Source organism: Kutzneria sp. NPDC052558 (assembly GCF_044547355.1).
In the GTDB taxonomy this organism is placed as follows: Bacteria; Actinomycetota; Actinomycetes; order Mycobacteriales; family Pseudonocardiaceae; genus Kutzneria.
Genome location: NZ_JBIUAG010000001.1, coordinates 626,602 through 643,005 on the forward strand (window position 1 = coordinate 626,602; position 16,404 = coordinate 643,005).

Annotated in this window: 15 protein-coding genes; 7 read left to right on the forward strand and 8 right to left on the reverse strand. The window is 70.2% G+C overall.

Features of this window, described 5'->3' with window-relative positions:
* Nucleotides 1–5 precede the first annotated feature (5 nt).
* A complete protein-coding gene (locus ACIG5F_RS02665) occupies nt 6–1,982 on the forward strand; it encodes a TIM-barrel domain-containing protein (RefSeq protein ID WP_396515621.1) in 1,977 nt (658 codons plus the stop codon).
* A gap of 37 nt (nt 1,983–2,019) precedes the next feature.
* A complete protein-coding gene (locus ACIG5F_RS02670) occupies nt 2,020–5,088 on the forward strand; it encodes a hypothetical protein (RefSeq protein WP_396515622.1) in 3,069 nt (1,022 codons plus the stop codon).
* Nucleotides 5,089–5,161: 73 nt separating this feature from the next.
* Here ACIG5F_RS02670 and ACIG5F_RS02675 read toward each other — a convergent pair whose 3' ends face one another.
* Nucleotides 5,162–6,784 carry a long-chain fatty acid--CoA ligase gene (locus ACIG5F_RS02675; RefSeq protein ID WP_396515685.1) on the reverse strand — a complete coding sequence of 541 codons (1,623 nt, stop codon included), beginning with the start codon at nt 6,782–6,784 and terminating at the stop codon, nt 5,162–5,164.
* A gap of 614 nt (nt 6,785–7,398) precedes the next feature.
* On the opposite strand from ACIG5F_RS02675, the gene ACIG5F_RS02680 reads away from it, so the two are divergent.
* Nucleotides 7,399–7,911, forward strand: a complete 513-nt coding sequence (locus ACIG5F_RS02680; protein ID WP_396515623.1) for an ATP-binding protein — start codon at nt 7,399–7,401, stop codon at nt 7,909–7,911.
* A gap of 38 nt (nt 7,912–7,949) precedes the next feature.
* On the forward strand, nt 7,950–8,372 hold the full coding sequence (locus ACIG5F_RS02685) for a DUF6292 family protein (RefSeq protein ID WP_396515624.1): 423 nt from the start codon (nt 7,950–7,952) through the stop codon (nt 8,370–8,372).
* 15 nt (nt 8,373–8,387) lie between these two features.
* On the opposite strand, the gene ACIG5F_RS02690 is transcribed toward ACIG5F_RS02685, so the two are convergent.
* From ACIG5F_RS02690 to ACIG5F_RS02700, 3 genes are all read right to left on the reverse strand, one after another.
* Complete coding sequence (locus ACIG5F_RS02690) at nt 8,388–8,543, reverse strand: hypothetical protein (protein ID WP_396515625.1); 156 nt, start codon at nt 8,541–8,543, stop codon at nt 8,388–8,390.
* Between the two features lie 203 nt (nt 8,544–8,746).
* Nucleotides 8,747–9,148: a hypothetical protein gene (locus ACIG5F_RS02695; RefSeq protein ID WP_396515626.1), complete on the reverse strand. Its 402-nt coding sequence runs from the start codon at nt 9,146–9,148 to the stop codon at nt 8,747–8,749.
* Nucleotides 9,149–9,192: 44 nt separating this feature from the next.
* Entirely contained in the window at nt 9,193–9,315 is a 123-nt protein-coding gene (locus ACIG5F_RS02700) for a hypothetical protein (RefSeq protein ID WP_396515627.1), read from the reverse strand.
* Nucleotides 9,316–9,584: 269 nt separating this feature from the next.
* On the opposite strand from ACIG5F_RS02700, the gene ACIG5F_RS02705 reads away from it, so the two are divergent.
* Together ACIG5F_RS02705 and ACIG5F_RS02710 are read left to right on the forward strand one after the other, a co-directional pair.
* Nucleotides 9,585–10,985 (forward strand): glycoside hydrolase family 28 protein, encoded by a 1,401-nt coding sequence (locus ACIG5F_RS02705; RefSeq protein WP_396515628.1) that lies wholly within the window; start codon nt 9,585–9,587, stop codon nt 10,983–10,985.
* A 125-nt stretch (nt 10,986–11,110) separates the two neighbouring features.
* Nucleotides 11,111–11,611 carry a hypothetical protein gene (locus tag ACIG5F_RS02710; protein ID WP_396515629.1) on the forward strand — a complete coding sequence of 167 codons (501 nt, stop codon included), beginning with the start codon at nt 11,111–11,113 and terminating at the stop codon, nt 11,609–11,611.
* Here ACIG5F_RS02710 and ACIG5F_RS02715 read toward each other — a convergent pair.
* Nucleotides 11,595–12,065 (reverse strand): heme-degrading domain-containing protein, encoded by a 471-nt coding sequence (locus ACIG5F_RS02715; RefSeq protein WP_396515630.1) that lies wholly within the window; start codon nt 12,063–12,065, stop codon nt 11,595–11,597. The two genes, ACIG5F_RS02710 and ACIG5F_RS02715, sit on opposite strands and share 17 nt — an antisense overlap.
* An 89-nt stretch (nt 12,066–12,154) precedes the next feature.
* Nucleotides 12,155–13,093, reverse strand: coding sequence for a glycosyl hydrolase family 18 protein (locus tag ACIG5F_RS02720; RefSeq protein ID WP_396515631.1), 939 nt, complete (start codon nt 13,091–13,093; stop codon nt 12,155–12,157).
* 246 nt (nt 13,094–13,339) lie between these two features.
* Between ACIG5F_RS02720 and ACIG5F_RS02725 the strand changes: the two genes are divergently transcribed.
* Nucleotides 13,340–14,035 carry a hypothetical protein gene (locus ACIG5F_RS02725; RefSeq protein WP_396515632.1) on the forward strand — a complete coding sequence of 232 codons (696 nt, stop codon included), beginning with the start codon at nt 13,340–13,342 and terminating at the stop codon, nt 14,033–14,035.
* A gap of 69 nt (nt 14,036–14,104) precedes the next feature.
* Here the strand turns inward: ACIG5F_RS02725 and ACIG5F_RS02730 are convergent, their stop codons facing one another.
* Together ACIG5F_RS02730 and ACIG5F_RS02735 are read right to left on the reverse strand one after the other, a co-directional pair.
* Entirely contained in the window at nt 14,105–15,514 is a 1,410-nt protein-coding gene (locus tag ACIG5F_RS02730) for an amidohydrolase (RefSeq protein ID WP_396515633.1), read from the reverse strand.
* On the reverse strand, nt 15,511–16,311 hold the full coding sequence (locus ACIG5F_RS02735) for a dienelactone hydrolase family protein (protein ID WP_396515634.1): 801 nt from the start codon (nt 16,309–16,311) through the stop codon (nt 15,511–15,513). The genes ACIG5F_RS02730 and ACIG5F_RS02735 overlap by 4 nt, the downstream gene beginning before the upstream one ends.
* Between the last annotated feature and the right edge of the window lie 93 nt (nt 16,312–16,404).

Here is a 16,404-nt window from a genome sequence, read left to right on the forward strand (position 1 = left end):
AAACGTTGCCCGCGTTTGCCATCGCCCCCAACCGCCTCCAGTGGCGGCACGACCACCACGTGTTGACCGTCGAGCCGTGGGGAGCCGACAGCGTGCGGGTGCGGGCCGCCCCCGGTCAGATCCACAGTGGACTTCCGGGCGCGCTGGCCTACGGCGTCGCGCCGCGCACCAACTGCCTGGTCGTCGAGCACGGCGATCACGCGACGCTGGTCAACGGCTTGATCACGGTGCGAGTGGACACTGTGGACGGTCGGGTCACCGCCACCCGAACCGACACCGGTCAGGAGCTGCTCCGCGAGGAGCCGCCGCACTTCTGGTGGCCGGGCGCGCGCAACTTCGACGCCGCCGGCGCCGGCCTCTACCGGATCGAGCAGCGCTTCGCGGCGTACGACGACGAGCGCTTCTACGGGCTCGGCCAGCGCGGTCACGGCCGGTTCGACCAGAAGGGCCTGGTCCTGGACCTGGTGCAGCGCAACGGGGAGGTGACGATCCCGTTCACGGTGTCCAGTCGCGGCTACGGCTTCCTGTGGAACAACCCGGCGGTCGGGCGGGTCGAACTGGCGGCCAACGCCACCCGCTGGGTCGCCGACCGGGCCCGCCAGATCGACTACTGGCTCACCACCGCCGAGAACCCGGCCGGGATCATGGCCCACTACGCCGACGCGACCGGGCACGCGCCGACTTTTCCGCGCTGGGCCTCGGGTTTGTGGCAGAGCAAGCTGCGCTACCGCGACCAGGAGGAGATCCTGGAGGTCGCCCGCGAGTACCGGCGGCGTGACCTTCCGCTGTCCGCCCTGGTCGTCGACTACCTGCACTGGCGCCGGGTCGGCGACTGGGACTTCGATCCGCGCGACTGGCCGGACCCGGCGGCGATGGCCGACGAACTGCGCGAAGCCGGTATCGAGCTGGTCGTGTCGGTGTGGCCGACCCTGAGCCCGATGTCGGCCAACTTCGTGGCCATGCGCGAAGCCGGGCACCTGGTGACCGACGACAACGGGGCCGTCCTGCACGCGGCCTGGCCGGACACCGACGAGCCCGACACCCACATCGGCGTGGCCTTCTACGACGCCACCAACCCCGACGCCCGCGACGCCCTGTGGGAGCGGCTCGACGACCACTACCACAAGCGCGGCATCCGGACCTTCTGGCTGGACGCCTGCGAACCGGAGATGCAACCGACCGCCCCGCACCACCTCCGCTACCACCTGGGCGCCGGCCACGAGGTGGCCAACCTCTACCCGCGCGAGCACGCCCAGGGCGTCTACGAGCACCTCCGGGCCGCCGGCGAGGACGAGCCGCTCACCCTGATCCGGTCGGCCTGGGCCGGCTCCCAGCGCTACGGCGCGGCCCTGTGGTCCGGCGACATCCCCACCACCTTCGCCGCCCTGCAAGCCTCGGTGCGGGCCGGACTGAACGTGGCCATGAGCGGCATTCCTTGGTGGACAACGGATATCGGCGGCTTCCACGGCGGCGATCCGGACGACGAGGCCTTCCGGGAGCTGATGGTGCGCTGGTTCCAGTTCGCCGTCTTCTGCCCGATCCTGCGCCTGCACGGCCACCGCGAACCCCGCACCTTCAGCGGACCGGTCGGCACTGGTGGCGGCCCCAACGAGCTGTGGTCGTACGGCCCGGACGCCGAGCAGGCGATGACCCGGGCGCTGCACCTGCGCGAACGACTACGCCCCTACCTGCACGAACACCTGGCCCAGCGCAACGGTTTGCCGCTGATGCGCCCGCTGCTGCTGGAATTCCCGGACGATCCGGTCAGCTGGACCGTCGAGGACCAGTTCCTGTTCGGGCCCGACCTGCTGGTCGCGCCGGTGACCGAGCCGGGCGCGCGCACCCGTGAGGTGTACCTGCCGGCCGGCGCGAAATGGTCGCACCACCAACGCGAAGGCGGCCCGACCAGTCACAGCGGCGGCGCGTGGATCACCGTCGACGCGCCGCTGGACACCATCCCCCTGTTCGTCCGCGTGCCGTAATCCCATCCCCTGCACAGTTCGGAGTTGCACTGTGTCCTTGCGACGACAAAGAAACCCGATCGCCCTGGTCCTGATCGCCTTGCTGGCGACGGTGTTCCTGGCCGCCCCCGCGCAGGCCAGCGCGATCCCGGCCGCGCCGACGATCTCCAAGTCGCACTGGGTCTACTTCGGCTGGCCCGGCGAGCCGACCAGGCTGAAGTCGCTGGCCTTCCCCGGCGGCGGCCTGGCCCCGGCCCGCCGACAGGCCATCACGTACTTCGTGAGCCAGGGATCGACCACCTACTACCCGAACGACAACGCCACCGACCTGCGCGGCCAGCTGGGCTGGTCGCTGGCCGACGGCTACCTGCCGAGCCCGATCTCCACCTGGCCCGCCGGCTCGGCCCAGGTCACCGTCCAGCACTTCGCCAACTCCGTGCACGGCGCGACGGCGGTCTTCTCCCGGGTGACGGTCACCAACCGCGGCGCCACGCCGTTGACCATGGCGCTCAACATCACCGCGCCGGCGACCGCGGAACGGCCTCTTTCCGGCACGCCGACCCGTAGCGACGCCGCGTCCATGGCCTACGACCTGTCGGTCCCCGCCGGCAAGAGCGTGGCCAAGGACTTCGTCACGCTCGCGGCCGGCGCCACCGATCTGACCAAGGTCGGCACCTTCGACGCCAACTACCAGGCCATGGCCAAGTACTGGAACGACCGGCTGAGCCACGTGGCCGTGCCGACCTCGCTGCCCGACCCGCAGCTGGTGAACATGTTCAAGGCCACGCAGATCACCATGTGGGAGTCGGTGGAGGTGATGCCCAACGGCGACGCGCAGCAGATCACCTCGGGCGGCAACCAGGCCGGGCTCTACAGCTACGACGCCGAGAACGACAACGACGAGATCGACATTCTGTTGCAGCACCTGAGGATCGGTGACTACGCCACCGCGGCCTCGATCATGTCGTCGACGGCCTACGAGTCGATTCCCAGCACATGGCAGGACCGCAACCAGTACCTGGAGGCGGCCCTGAAGTTCACCGAGCCGTACGAGCTCTACCTGCGCCTGTCCGGCGACAAGTCGTTCTTCACCGCCGCGCGCAAGGACCTCATCCGCTCGGCCGCCCACCAGATCCAGGGCTACATCGTCACCGATCCGGCCGATCCGCACCGGGGCCTGATCATGAAGTCCAACGACTTCGACAACGGCAGCGACTATCTGATCAACGACGAGTTCGCCGCGATCTACGGCCTGACCTCGTACCAGAACCTGGCCACGGTGTTCGCCAAGACCGACCCGAGCTGGGCCGGCGAGGCCGACTGGGCCAAGGGCGTGGCCGCCGGGATCAACACCGCGCTGAACAACTACCTTGTCGCCTATACGTTCCCGCGCGTCGGCGAGCCGCATTACTACGCCTGCCTTGACGCCTGCGACAAGGCGGCCGTCTACAACGGCAACTACCTGAGCACCACCTGGCTGATGAGCAGCCTGCCCTGGGACGGCGCGCTGACCGGCAATACGCTGGGCGGCGCCTGGCGGGACACCTTCGACGCCACCAACTACGCCGCCTTCACCGCCCGCGACTTCCAGGCCCCGCCGATCCCGCCGCACAGCTGGGGCGCGTGGTGGAACGACGCCGGTGGCTACGGCAACACCTTCAACGGTGGCGGCGGTGTGCAGCTGCTGGCGTCCTCGGACACCTATCTCCGCACGGAGGCGATCAGCAACCTGGAATGGCTGCTGGCCAACCAGTCCGCGCCGATGCAGTGGGGCGAGAGCTTCCGCAACGGCTCGTGGACGCAGCCGGAGGCCGACTTCAACGCCTACGGCCTGGCCAGCACCGGCAAGGCCCTGCTGGAGTCCAACGTCTCCGTCACCGCCGACGGCGTCGCGATCATCGGCCGCGGTGTGCCGACGAGCTGGATCACCTCCGGCAAACCCGTGTCGTGGCAAGGGGTTCCGGTCGGCGGCAACAAGACGATCGACTTCACCATCACCCCGCAGGGCAGCAACCAGGTGAAGCTCACCGTCAAGGGCAACGCGCCGGTGAAGTTCGAGCTTCCCCTGTTCGCCGACAACATCGTCTCCGCCACCGCCGGCAAGGTCGACAACGACACCGTGTCCCTGCCGGCCGGCACGACCTCCACCACCGTCACCGTTCGCACCGAAGCGGCCCCGCCGCTGGTGGTCAACTCCTCCACCGCCGGCTCGATCGACGTCGGCCGGACCGGCGACAACCAGGCGGTGGGCCAGAGTTTCTTCGCCAACTCCTCCCCCACCGTGTCCGGCGTCAAGGTCAACCTGCGCAAGGTCGGCACCGGCCAGAGCGACGTCACCGTCAGCCTCCAGGCCATGTCCGCCGGCCTGCCGTCGGGAATTCCCCTGGCCACCGCCACAATCCCCGCCGCCTCCGTCGGCGCCGGCTTCACCACCGTCACCGCGCCGCTCAAGTACGACGGCCTGGTCGACGGCCGCAACTACGCCATCGTGGTCGGGCAGCAGCACAACAGCCCCGACGCCTACTACCAGTGGGCCACCACAGGCAGCGGCGGACCGCTGGACATGGCTGCCTACAACGGATCCACGTGGACCAGCCGTAGCGTGCAGTTCGGCAACGCCTGGCTCACCCTCGACGTCCAGGGCTCGCTGGCCCTGTCGCCGGACCTCTCGACCGACAGCACCGCCAGCTACTACTTCGGGCAGCCCACCGACCAGGTCTCCCGGGGGCAGCTGTTCGTGGACACCGGAATCACCACCCTGCACGACGTTCGCGTGAAGGTCCGGCGCGCCGTCGGCACCGGGCAGAGCGCGATGACGGTCGGCCTGTACGCCACCGACAACGGCAAGCCGACCGGCAAGCCGCTGGCCACCGCCACCGTGCCGGCGTCGCAGATCGGCGCCGACGACACTCTCGTCGACGTCCCGCTGGCGTACTCCGGCATGACGCCCGGCGCCACGTACGCCATCGTGCTGGGGCAGCAGACCCCCGGCGATTCCCTCTACGGCTGGACGACGTCCGGCTCCAACGGCCTGTTCGGCTTCGGCAAGTTCCAGCCCGACGGCAGCTGGCAGCCCGAGAGCGGCCTCGGCGACGCCTGGCTCCAGATCAGCGGCACCCTCCACTGATCCGATGTCATGAAGGGCCCCATACTGACGTTCAACGTCAGTATGGGGCCCTTCATGACACAAAAAGCAGCGGTCAGCGGAGGCGTTCGATCTTGAGCTCGTCGTCGCGGTAGCGGGTGCGCAGGGGCTTCTTGTCGAACTTGCCGACGGTGGTCTTGGGGATCTCGGGGACGAAGGTCCAGTTCTCCGGGACCTGCCACTTGGCGACCTTGGCCGCCAGGAAGTCGGCCAGCTCGGCGGCGGTGACCGCCGAGCCGTCGCGGACCACGACGAAGGCCAGCGGCCGCTCGTCCCAGCGCTCGTCGGGGATGCCGATGACGGCCGCCTCGGCCACCGCGGGGTGGCCCATGAGGTGGTTCTCCAGCTCCACCGAGGAGATCCACTCGCCGCCGGACTTGATGACGTCCTTGGCCCGGTCGGTGATCTGGAAGAAGCCGCGGCCGTCGACGGTGCCGATGTCGCCGGTGCGCAGCCAGCCGTTGTCGAACTTCTCCGGGGCGTCGTCGCGGAAGTAGGAGCCGGTGATCCACGGCCCTCGCACCTCGATCTCGCCGACCGACTCGCCGTCCCACGGCAGCACCTCGCCGAGGGCGTCGACGATGCGCAGCTCGACGCCGGCGGCGACGCGGCCGGATTTGAGACGCCACCGGAGGTCCTCGGGCGTGCCCGGCTCGACCTCGGCCGGCGGCATGGCCATGCCGCCCAGCGGGCTGGTCTCGGTCATGCCCCAGCCCTGCACGATCCGCAGCCCGTACTTCTCCTCGAACGCCCGCAGCAGCGACTCGGGGATGGCCGCGCCGCCGGAGGTGCCGGCCCGCAGCGAGGACAGGTCGAGCTCAGTGCCGGCCCCGTAGTTGAGGATGGCGTTCCAGATGGTCGGCACGGCCGAGGCCAGGGTGGACTTCTCGGCGGCGATGAAGCGGGTCAGCTGGTCCGGCGTCATGAACGGGCCGGGCATGTGCAGGGCCGCGCCGGACAGGAAGGCTCCGTAGGGCAGGCCCCACGCGTTGACGTGGAACATCGGCACGATGGTCAGCACCCGGTCGGCCTCGGTGATGCCCATCAGGGTCGCCGACAGCACGGCCATGGAGTGCAGGTACGAGGAGCGGTGCGAGTAGACGACGCCCTTGGGGTTGCCGGTGGTGCCGCTCGTGTAGCACATGGTGGCGGCCGACCGCTCGTCCAGCTCTGGCCACGCGAAGCCGGGCTCCTCGGCTGCGACGATGTCGGCGTAGCGCAGCACCCGGTCGCCCAGCACGGTGGCGTCGCCGTCGCCGACCACGATGAACTTCTCCACGCCGCCGAAGTCGGCCAGGCTGCGGGCCAGCAGCGGGATCAGGTTGTCGTCGACGATGATGATCTTGTCTTCGGCGTGGTTGACGATGTGCGACAGCTGCTCCGGGAACAGCCGGATGTTCAGCGTGTGCAGGACCGCGCCCATGCTCGGCACCGCGAGGTAGGTCTCCAGGTGCTCCTGGTGGTTCCAGCAGAAGGTCGCCACCCGGTCGCCGGCCTGCACGCCCAGCTTGGTCAGCGCCGCCGCCAGCCGCTCGGCGTTGGCGGTGACCTCGCGGAAGGTGGCGCGGCGGAAACCGGTCCCGGTGTTGGTCACGCACTCGCTGTCGCCGTACACCGCGGCGCCGTGCCGCATGATCGCGGTGATGGTGAGCGGGTACTCCTGCATGGTGCTGGCGATCACGCGGCGACCTCCGTTGGACGACTTGTCGCCACGTTAGTACCGACCAGTTGGTATGGCAACGCCGGTCGGCCCACCGCATGACCGAACAACCTTTGACCGCACCGGAACCGGTCGTCGCGGCGCGCCGGCCCGGGGGTCGGTGACCGCGGCCCCGCGCACCGTGGCGGCCGACGATGCGGAGCGGATCGCCGCCGACCGGCAAGCGTCCATTGTGGACATGGCCGAGCCGCGGCCGCGGCTACCGGTCGAGGCGCTCACCTCGGCTGGACCGGATCGCCGAGGCGCCGTGCGGCCCACTAGTCCGTCCGGCCGAGTCGAGCGCCTCCCCCGGAATCGCCGCCACTGACCGGCCGCTGGCCGTGCAGACCTTCCTGACCACGCCCCGGCGACCCGGCGGGTGGCCACCGGGCCGAGCGCCTGCTCACCCGGTTCGACCTGCTGGAACAGGAGGCGGAGGAGTTCGACGACGCCGACGCCCGCCGGCGGGAGGACCAGCTCGGTCACCTGCGGAACCGGGCGCGTCGCGACAAGAAGTGACCCGGTTAGCGTAACGTTCGCGCAGGTTGGCAAGATACGCGGCACCACTGCTCCGACTTCGGGAAGGAACTCGGTTGAACAACCAGACCTCCCAGGTGGACGATCTGCGCTTGGTGGCGACGCCGAGCGCTGTCAACGTCGCCGAGATGTTCGTCCGCTTCTCGCTCATGGAGTGGTCGCTGCGACCTCTCGTGCCGTTGGCGACCCAGGTGGGTCGGCACATGGTGGCCGCGGTGGTGGACAACGCCGGACCGGGGGTCGCCGGCTTCCTGACTGTGCGGCTGCGCCTGCAGGGCGACGGCCTGGTCGTGGAGATCGAGGACGAGCAGGTGGCCACCCGCCCCGTCGTGTCGCCCGAGGTGAACGGGGCCCGCATCGGCGTCGTGCCCACCGCCTACGGCACCCGGCTGTGGTCGGAGTTGGCGCTGCCCAACAACATGAACGCCAAGTCGGTGCCGCTGCCCCGCCGCGAGCAGCGCCGCTCCCCGGCCGCCGAGGCGCTGGCCGACGAGCCGCTGGGCGTGGACCCCCAGGTGATGCAGCGCATCCTGAGCGCCCTGGGCGGGCCGCAGGATTTCCGGAATTGAGCAGTTTCGGCGGGCGGTCCCGCGGGTAGTCACGGGGCGTGAATGTTGATCCCGATAGCCTCACCGCGCGGGGCCTGACCCGCTACGTCTACTCCGTCGCCGCCGCGCTTGCGGTGCCGAGGCACGCGGTGCACCACGAGGTGAGCGAGCTGTCCAGCGCCTACCTGGCATTGCCGCGGCGCAGCCCGGTGTTCCCGGAGCTGGACCTGATGCTGCTGTGGGACGAGCGGCATGGCTGGTCGGTGGCGCTGGAGACCGCGCCGGCCGACGACCCGGTGGTGCTGGCCTATCTCGGCGGCGACGTGCTCGCCGAGGCGGACGAGGTCCACCGGTTCGTCCAGGACGTCATCGCCGGCCGCTGCCCCGGGCAGCCCGATCCGCCGCCGTCGCTGGACGCCGACCAGGCCGAGGAGCTCGTGTGGCGGCTGGCCACCCGGGCCGAGGACGGCCTGGCCGCCTGACCCTCCACTGTAGACCTACCAGGGCACCGTCCGCCCGAACCGGTCCACGTACTCCAGGCCCGGTTTTCCCAGCCGGGCCAGCAGAACGTCCACCACCTGCGGGATCGCCTCGGCCATGGTGAACGGCGCGTCGGGTCCGCCCAGGGCCGTGCGGATCCAGCCCGGCGCCATCGGCGCGAAGCCGCGCCCGGAGATCGATCGCCTTCGCCGCCGCCCTGTCCGGGCCGCACAATCTCCACGCGGTGGCCGGATTCCGGGACTTCGACGAGCTTGTCGAGTTCACCTCGGACCGGGTCGGCGCGTTGGCCGGGATGGAGAGCCTGGCGGTCTCGCCGCTGCTGCGGCACGTGAAGCAGGCCGGCTGGCGCGACCCGCTACTTGGCCGCGGCGGCCGTGCGGATGAAGCGGACCAGATCCTCGATGTCGTAGCCGAGCTGCTGTCCCCGCGAGGACGCCATCAGCAGCAACTGGCCGACGATGGTGGCGCCGAAGCCGTCCCGGCCGTCCGGCGACCACTCCCACAGCTTCTCGATGCCCAGATCGGTCATCAACAGGTCGTATTTGGTCCGGACCTCGTGGCACACCTCGGCCACCGCGTCGAGCAGGGTCGGGGCCTCGCGTTCGCAGCGCAACCCGAACAGGCCGCCGAAGTCCTCGGGCACGCAGCCGGCCGGCGGGTCGGCCTTGATGGCGTCGTAGATCGGGTCCTCATACTTCGGCGCCGGCCAGGACTGGGTCACGTGCAGGAGTTGGAACTCGTGGACTGGTTCGACCACCTGTGCCTCCTCCGCCGACCCGATCAGAAGAGGATACCGCCTGATCAGCGCCATGGGAGAGTCGTCCATCCGCCGCACGCGGCCGGATCGCCGACCGGTAGCACCGCGTCGGCCACGGGCGTGACCGCATCGGGCGTCCCGGCCTCGACGGCGGCCCGTCTGGTCACCTACCGTCACCAATTGGTCGCTGTGGGCGGGTTCGCTTGTGCTGACCGTGACCGAGATCGCGCCGAAGATCATTGTGGCCTCGCCCACCCGGCCAGGCCGGCCGGGGCAGTGTGAACGGCGATTTCACCGGAACGTCGGTGTCAGCCGCCACACTGTGGGCGACGCACCAGCCCCAAAATGTGACCCACGCCACACTGCGTCAGATACTGGAAACCTTTACAGTTACGAACGGCCCGCCGCCGCGACCCCTCACCGAGGAGGAACGTCGATGGCTGGCGCGCTCTCGCGCAGGCAGACACTCAAGCTGGGCCTCACGCTGGGCGCGGCCGTGACCGGCGCGGCCTCGCTGCTCACCGCCCCCGCATCCGCCGCCTGCTTCGGCCGTCACGGCCACGCCGTGCCGACGCTGCCGTGGCCGGCCGCGAACGACATCGTGGCCAACACCAAGCTGCCGGTGTTCCCCGACCGCACGTTCAAGGTCGCCGACTACGGCGCCGTCGCCGACGGCAAGACCGACAACACCGCCGCCTTCGCCAAGGCCATCACCGCCGCCAACGCCGCCGGCGGCGGGCATGTCGTGGTGGCCAAGGGCGCCTACGTCACCGGCGCGATCTACCTCAGGAGCAACGTCGACCTCAACCTGGCCGACGGAGCCACCCTCAAGTTCAGCGGCGACGCCTCGAAGTTCCCCACCGTGCTCACCCGGTACGAGGGCATCGAGTGCATGAACCGCTCCCCCATGATCTACGCCAACGGCGAGCACAACATCGCCGTCACCGGCAGCGGCGTGCTCGACGCGGGCGGCACGTCCTCGTGGAACAAGGGCAGCGACCGGGCCTACCTCGACGACCTGGTGGCCAAGGGAGTGCCGGTGGCGCAACGGGTCGTGCCCGGCTCCGGGCACACCATGCGGTCCACGTTCATCGAGCCCTACTCGTGCGACACCGTGCTGATCCAGGGCATCACTCTGAAAAATCCCATGTTCTGGCAGATCCACCCCACGCTGTCCCGCAACGTCACCGTCGACGGCGTCAGCACCGACCCCAGCACGTCCCACTCCAACACCGACGGCTGCGACCCCGAGTCCTGCGACCACGTCGTGATCAGCAACTGCGTGCTCGGCGCGCACGACGACAACATCGCCATCAAGTCCGGCCGCGACGCCGACGGCCGCCGGGTCGACGTGCCGTCGCAGAACATCGTCGTCGTCAACTGCACCATGAACGGCAACTGGGGCGCCATCACCGTCGGCAGCGAGATCACCGGCGGCGTCCGCAACGTCTACGCCTACCAGCTCAAGGTCACCGGGGCCACCAAGTTCGCCCTGTACGTCAAGTCCAACACCCTGCGCGGCGGCTTCGCCCAGAACATCAACCTGGACACGGTCTCCGGCTCCTTCGACCGTGACATCGCCTACGTGACCATGACCTACAACGGCCAGACCGGTGGCTATCCCCCCAAGTTCGGGCCGTTCAGCCTCACCAACTGCACCAGCGCCAAGGTCAACGGCAAGGCCTTCGACGTCAGCGGCCTGTCCGGCGACCACATCGCCGGCCTCACCGTCTCCGACTGCGCCTTCAAGGGCGTCTCCGACACCGGCAACACACTGTCCAACATAGACAGTCGCAAGTTCACCAACGTCACCGTGAACGGCAAGAAGGTCACCTGACCCCCTGACCGGCCCGGGCCGCCACCCGGGCCACCCTTGGGCCATCGGGGTCAAGCCACCTGAATGTCCGACAGACGGGGACAAAACGCCGGGTGACACTGGGCCCGCCCGAAAGGGGGGTCCCCATGGCGAACACACCGGCCCAGCACAGACCCAACGTCCTGTTCAACCTGATCGGCGTGCTGCTGATCGTCGGCGGCGTCGCGCTCACCGTCTACGGCCTGCTGTCGGCGTTCCAGGTCATCCGCGGCTTCGACGCCTTCCGCGACGACGCCCCGCCGTTCCGGGTCGCCGACTACACGGCCGCCGCGTTCTGGGGCATCATCGTGCTCACCATCGGCCGCTACTTCTGGCGCGGCGCCCGCAGACGCGGCGCCCGGGACCGCTTCGGCCGGCTCCTGATCATCTGCGGCTACCTCCTGCTCGGCGTCGCCCTCGACCGCGGCGTGCACGCCGCGGTCCGGCTCTGGAGTGCTCGGTCCGAGGCGGCCATCCAGTCCGCCGGCCTCAACACCCTGGCCGTCGTCGCCCTCTGGGGCATTCCCGCCTCCGTCCTCGCCATCATCGGCTTCAGGCTCGCCAACGAGAAGGCCCTCGCCAAGGCCGAGATCAACGTCGAGACGTGAGGAACCGCTCCAGCTGCTCCACCACGAAGGCATGGTCGTCGGCCTGCGGCAGGCCCGACACCGTGATCGAGCCGACCACGCCGACATCGCGGATCGTCAGCGGGAACGAGCCGCCGTGCGCCGCGTACAGGTCCGGGTCGAGCCGGGACTTCTCCTCGAAGGCGCCGCCCTCGGCCCGGAAGTGGCAGCCCACCTGGTACGAGCTGCGCCCGTAACGCCGGACCACCCGCACCTTCCGCTCCACCCAGGCGTCGTTGTCCGCCGCCGTCCCCGGCAGCGCCGCGTGGAACAGCCGCTGCCCGTTCCGCTCGATCGACACCACCACCGGCAGGCCCCGCTCCCGGGCCGCCGCCACCATCCGCGCGCCCAGTTCCCACGCGTCGTCGTAGTCGAACCGCTCGAACACGAGCCGCCGCTCCTGCTCCACCAGCACACTCAGCTCCGGGTCAGCCATGCCCCCGACTTAATCAACACTGTTGCAAAAGGGCAAGCCGGAGCCGCCGACCGGCCCCGCCGCGCGGCGGGGCCGGTCGGACGCGCAGGTCAGCCGATGCCCTTGAAGATCTTCGAATAGGCGTAGCCGACCTTCTTGTCGTACGAGTCGACCTCCCAGAAGGCCAGCACGCTGACGCCGTTGCTCTGGGCGAACGACAGCAGGGTCTTGGCGTTGGCCTGGGTGAAGTTCTCGTTGTCGTCGTTCTTGCCGGCGATCGGGGTCAGGCCGAGCAGGGCCCAGGCCTGGGCCGAGGAGACGCCGTAGAGGCTGGCGAGCTGCTTGGCGGTGGCCTTGGCCGCGGCCTCGGCGTCGTTGAGGGCGTTCTCGCCGTCGCCGAAGTCCATGGTCATGATGTTGACGGTGCTGACCTTGACGCCCTTGGCCTTGGCGTCCTTGAGCAGGTTGAGGGCGTTGCTCTCCAGGCCCGACGGGTCGACGGGCAGGGTGAAGTCGACCTGGACGGACGGGTCGGCCTTCTGGAGGGCGGCCAGCGCGGTGTCGCGGCGCTGGATGGAGGCGGTGTTGTCGAGCGGGCTGCCCTCGATGTCGAAGTCGAGGCGGTGCACGTTGTAGGTGTTGACGACATTGGCGTAGGCGGCCTGGAGGCTGGTGGCGCTGGTGCAGGTCAGGGCCAGCTCACCGCCCTCGGCGCCGCCGAAGGAGATGATCACGTCGCCGCCGCCGGACTGCAGCGAGCTGATCTGGGACTTGAAGGTGCCGACGGAGTAGCCGCCGGCCTCCCACTGCGGGGTGCACCCGCTCTTGGGAATCAGGAAGGCCAGCGTGTAGTGGTTGACGCCGGAGGCGCTCTTGTCGGCGGCCAGGTCGCCGACGGTGCTGTTGGACAGCTCCAGGTAGGGCGCGGCGAACTTGGCGGGGAAGGACTTGGGGGTCGTGGCGGCGGAGGCCGTGCCGGCGGCCAGGGCGGCCGCGGGCAGCAGCGCGGCGGCGGCGATGGCGAGGGCACGGCGAACTGCGGTCACCATGGGGCAGGGTTCCTTCCTAGCAGGGACGAGGAAGGCGGCGGTCGAGCCTCCGTGTCGGAATGGTTAGGAAACCTTCCTGACGGATTGGGACGACGCTAGAACCCCGCCCGATGGCCGTCAAGACGCGCGCCGGTTAGGCGGCTTTTGCCGCTTTCGGCGGGTTGGCCGGGACAAGACGGCTACCCGGACGATCCCTATCCCCGGTTCGGGTGAACGTCGACATGATCGTCTCAGTAGGGTGGAGGTATGACAGGCGACGAAGCGGCTGGCCCCGAGGCCCGCAGACCCAACCACTTCGACGTGGTCATCCGCGGCTACAACACCCGTCAGGTCAACGAACGCGTGACCCGGCTGGAGTACGACCTGCGCACCGCCGGCCGCGAGCGGGACCTGGCCCAGGCCGGCAACGCCGAGCTGGCCAAGCGGCTCGGCGCGGCCGAACAGGAGCTGATCACGCTGCGCGAGCGGGTCCGCAAGCTGGCCGAGGAGCCGGTCACCGGCGAGAACGTCAACGAGCGCGTGCGCATCATCATGGACCTGGCCGCCGAGGAGATCCGCGAGCAGCGCGGGGCGGCCGAGCGCGAGCTGGCCGAGCAGCGCGCGGAGCTCCAGCAGCGGCGGATCGCCCTGGAGCGCAAGTACAACGAGCACAACGACACGCTCGACCGGGAGTACGACGAGCTCAAGGCGAAGCTGGGCCGCGAGCACGAACAGCTGATGGCCCGGGCCCGCGCGGAGGCGGCCAAGGTGACGCGCTTCGCCGAGGAGCGAGCGGCCCTCACCGTGCGCGAGGCCGACGAGCACGCGCGGCAGCAGACCTCGGCCGCGGACGAGCACACGGCCCGGATGCAGGCCCTGCACAACGAGTTCCGCGAACGTCTGGTCGCCGCCCGCAGCATCGCGCACGAGGCCGTGGCGGAGCTGGAGCGGATGGTCGACTGAGGGGCAGAACTTCCCGTACGTGAACCACCTGGCCAGCAGCGTGTCGTCGCCACTGGCCTGGACGCGCGGTCACGGTTGTCCACCATGGGTGATGCGGCCGCCCAGCATGGTCAGCGCGACCGGCATCTCCCGCAACTCCTCTTTCCACGGATCCCGTTCGGCGACAAGGAGATCCGCCACATCCCCGACCTCGACCGAGCTGCGCCCGCCGCACGCCGCCGCCAGCGCGACCTTCAGTGGGATGCGCTGCTCTGGATGCCAGGCCGGCCGGTCGTCGTCGGTGCGGGTGACGGCGCTGGCGATGCCGTCCCATGGATCCAGCGGCGCAACCGGGGCGTCGGAGCCGATCTCCAGCGTCGCCCCGGCGGCCAGCAGCGAGCCGTACGGGAAGGCCCGCCCGGTGCGGCCGGCCCAGTGCCGATCGGCGACGTCACGGTCGTCGGGCGCGTGCGCCGGCTGCACGGAGGCGATCACTCCCAACCGCGCGAACCGAGGCAGGTCCGACTCCGACACCAGCTGCGCGTGCTCGATGCGCCCCGGGCAGCCGACGGTCTCGAACGCGTCCAGGGCGATCTGGTTGGCCCGGTCGCCGATCGCGTGCACCGCCGGCACGATCCCGTGCTGCCAGGCCCGGCGCATCAGGGCGACCAATTCCTCTTGCGGCACAACGGCTACGCCGTGCCCATCGCCCTCGTACGGGTCGTGGCAGAGGGCGGTTCGCGTGTTCAGCGAGCCGTCCGAGAACAGCTTCAGCGGCCCGACGGTCAGCAGGCCGCCCGTCCCCGGCACCACCTCGCCGGTTCGATGCCCACGGTCGATGGCCACGTCCAGCAGGTGCTTGGCGATCACACAGGCCACCCGCACCGACAGCTGACCCGAGCCGAGCCGCCGGGTCCAGTCGGCGACCGTGTCGGTCAGCTCGTAGTCACGGATCCCAGTGACACCACGGGCCGCCGCCGCGTCGGCCGCCGCCAGCACCCAGGCATCCGGGTCGCCGGCCGGCAGCTTCGCCGTGACGGCCATGCATTCCGCCTCGACCAGCACGCCGGTCGGGTGATCCACGCCGACTTCCCTCAGCGCCGCCGGGCTCAGCCACAGCGTGTGCAGGTCGGCGCTGAACAGGGCGACCTTGCGGCCCGGCAGCGCCCGCTCGATCAGGTCCTTGTGCGGCGCGTCCGGCCACAGCCCGTCCACGAAGTTCGCACCGAACACCCAGTCCTCGTCGCCGCCGCGCACCAGCTCCACGGCCTCCGCCGCGGATTTGGCCGCCGCCAAGGAGATCCGCCGTCGATTCGACGCCCACTGCTGCATGTGCACGTGCGCGTCCACCAGCCCCGGCAGCAGGTAGCCGCCCTGGCCGTCGACTCCGTCACCCGACAACACCCCGGGCGCGGCGAAAGCCTCGACCACTCCCCCACGCACCTGCACGTCCACCACCTGCCCGCGCCGATGGACGTTGCGCAGCACCAGATCCGTCACGCCGACAGCCGCTCGCGCAGGAAGGCCACCACCCGCTCGCGGGCGGCCAGCGCCGGATGCCCCGGCTGGTCCCGGACCTCGGCCGTCAACACCGAGTGCGCCATCTTCCCGAAGCCGCCGGGGTTGCCGGGCTTGGAGTCCAGCTCGATCACCTCGAACGCGTCGCCGAGGCGTTGGCGCAGCGTGCCGAACCGCTCCCGCGGCGCGGTCCGGTCCTCGCTGAACCGCAGGCCCAGCACGCACAGGCCGTCCTCGGCCCGCTTGGCCACCGTCTGCATCTCGGCCTCGGACAGCCCCGGATCGGCCTTGCGGGCCGCGCCCAGCGGGAACGGCACCGATGGCTGGCTCAACACCGGCGCCAGCACCACGTCCTCGACCGCCGTGGCCAGCGCGAAACCGCCGGTGAAGCACATGCCGATCACGCCGACGCCCTTGCCCGGGGTGCGGCCGGCCAGGTCACGGGCGACCGCGCGCAGGTACTGGGTGATCGGCCGCTCGGCGTTCACCGCGAACGCCCGGAACTCGGCGCTCACGCACAGCCGGGCGATCACGCCGAGCGCGTAGCCGGCGCCGACCGGCTTGCCCGGCGTGCCGAACGGGGACGGCACCACCACGGTGAAGCCCTGGTCGACGAGGTGATCGGCCAGGCCAAGCACCTCCGGCGTGATGCCAGGCACCTCGGGCACCAGCACCACGCCCGGGCCATCGCCCTTCTCGTAGCAGTCGTAGGTCAGGCCGGCCCCGGTGAACGGCGCCTGGCGCCAGCCGGTGAGTTCGGAAGTGGGCGCCTTGCTCATGCTGCCTGGTCCTCTCCCCACGATTGATCTTGCGGCCCATCGTAGGCGGCATCCGGCGACCACAGCGCGATGACCTCGAACGAGATCCCGTGC

Bases quoted from the DNA above. Each gene is read 5' to 3' on its own strand.
- ACIG5F_RS02690 (WP_396515625.1), bottom strand. From the start codon at position 8,543: ATGGCGCCGGGCTGGATCCGCACGGCCCTGGGCGGACCCGACGCGCCG.
- ACIG5F_RS02705 (WP_396515628.1), top strand. From the start codon at position 9,585: ATGGCTGGCGCGCTCTCGCGCAGGCAGACACTCAAGCTGGGCCTCACG.
- ACIG5F_RS02710 (WP_396515629.1), top strand. From the start codon at position 11,111: ATGGCGAACACACCGGCCCAGCACAGACCCAACGTCCTGTTCAACCTG.
- ACIG5F_RS02715 (WP_396515630.1), bottom strand. From the start codon at position 12,065: ATGGCTGACCCGGAGCTGAGTGTGCTGGTGGAGCAGGAGCGGCGGCTC.
- ACIG5F_RS02720 (WP_396515631.1), bottom strand. From the start codon at position 13,093: ATGGTGACCGCAGTTCGCCGTGCCCTCGCCATCGCCGCCGCCGCGCTG.
- ACIG5F_RS02725 (WP_396515632.1), top strand. From the start codon at position 13,340: ATGACAGGCGACGAAGCGGCTGGCCCCGAGGCCCGCAGACCCAACCAC.
- ACIG5F_RS02735 (WP_396515634.1), bottom strand. From the start codon at position 16,311: ATGAGCAAGGCGCCCACTTCCGAACTCACCGGCTGGCGCCAGGCGCCG.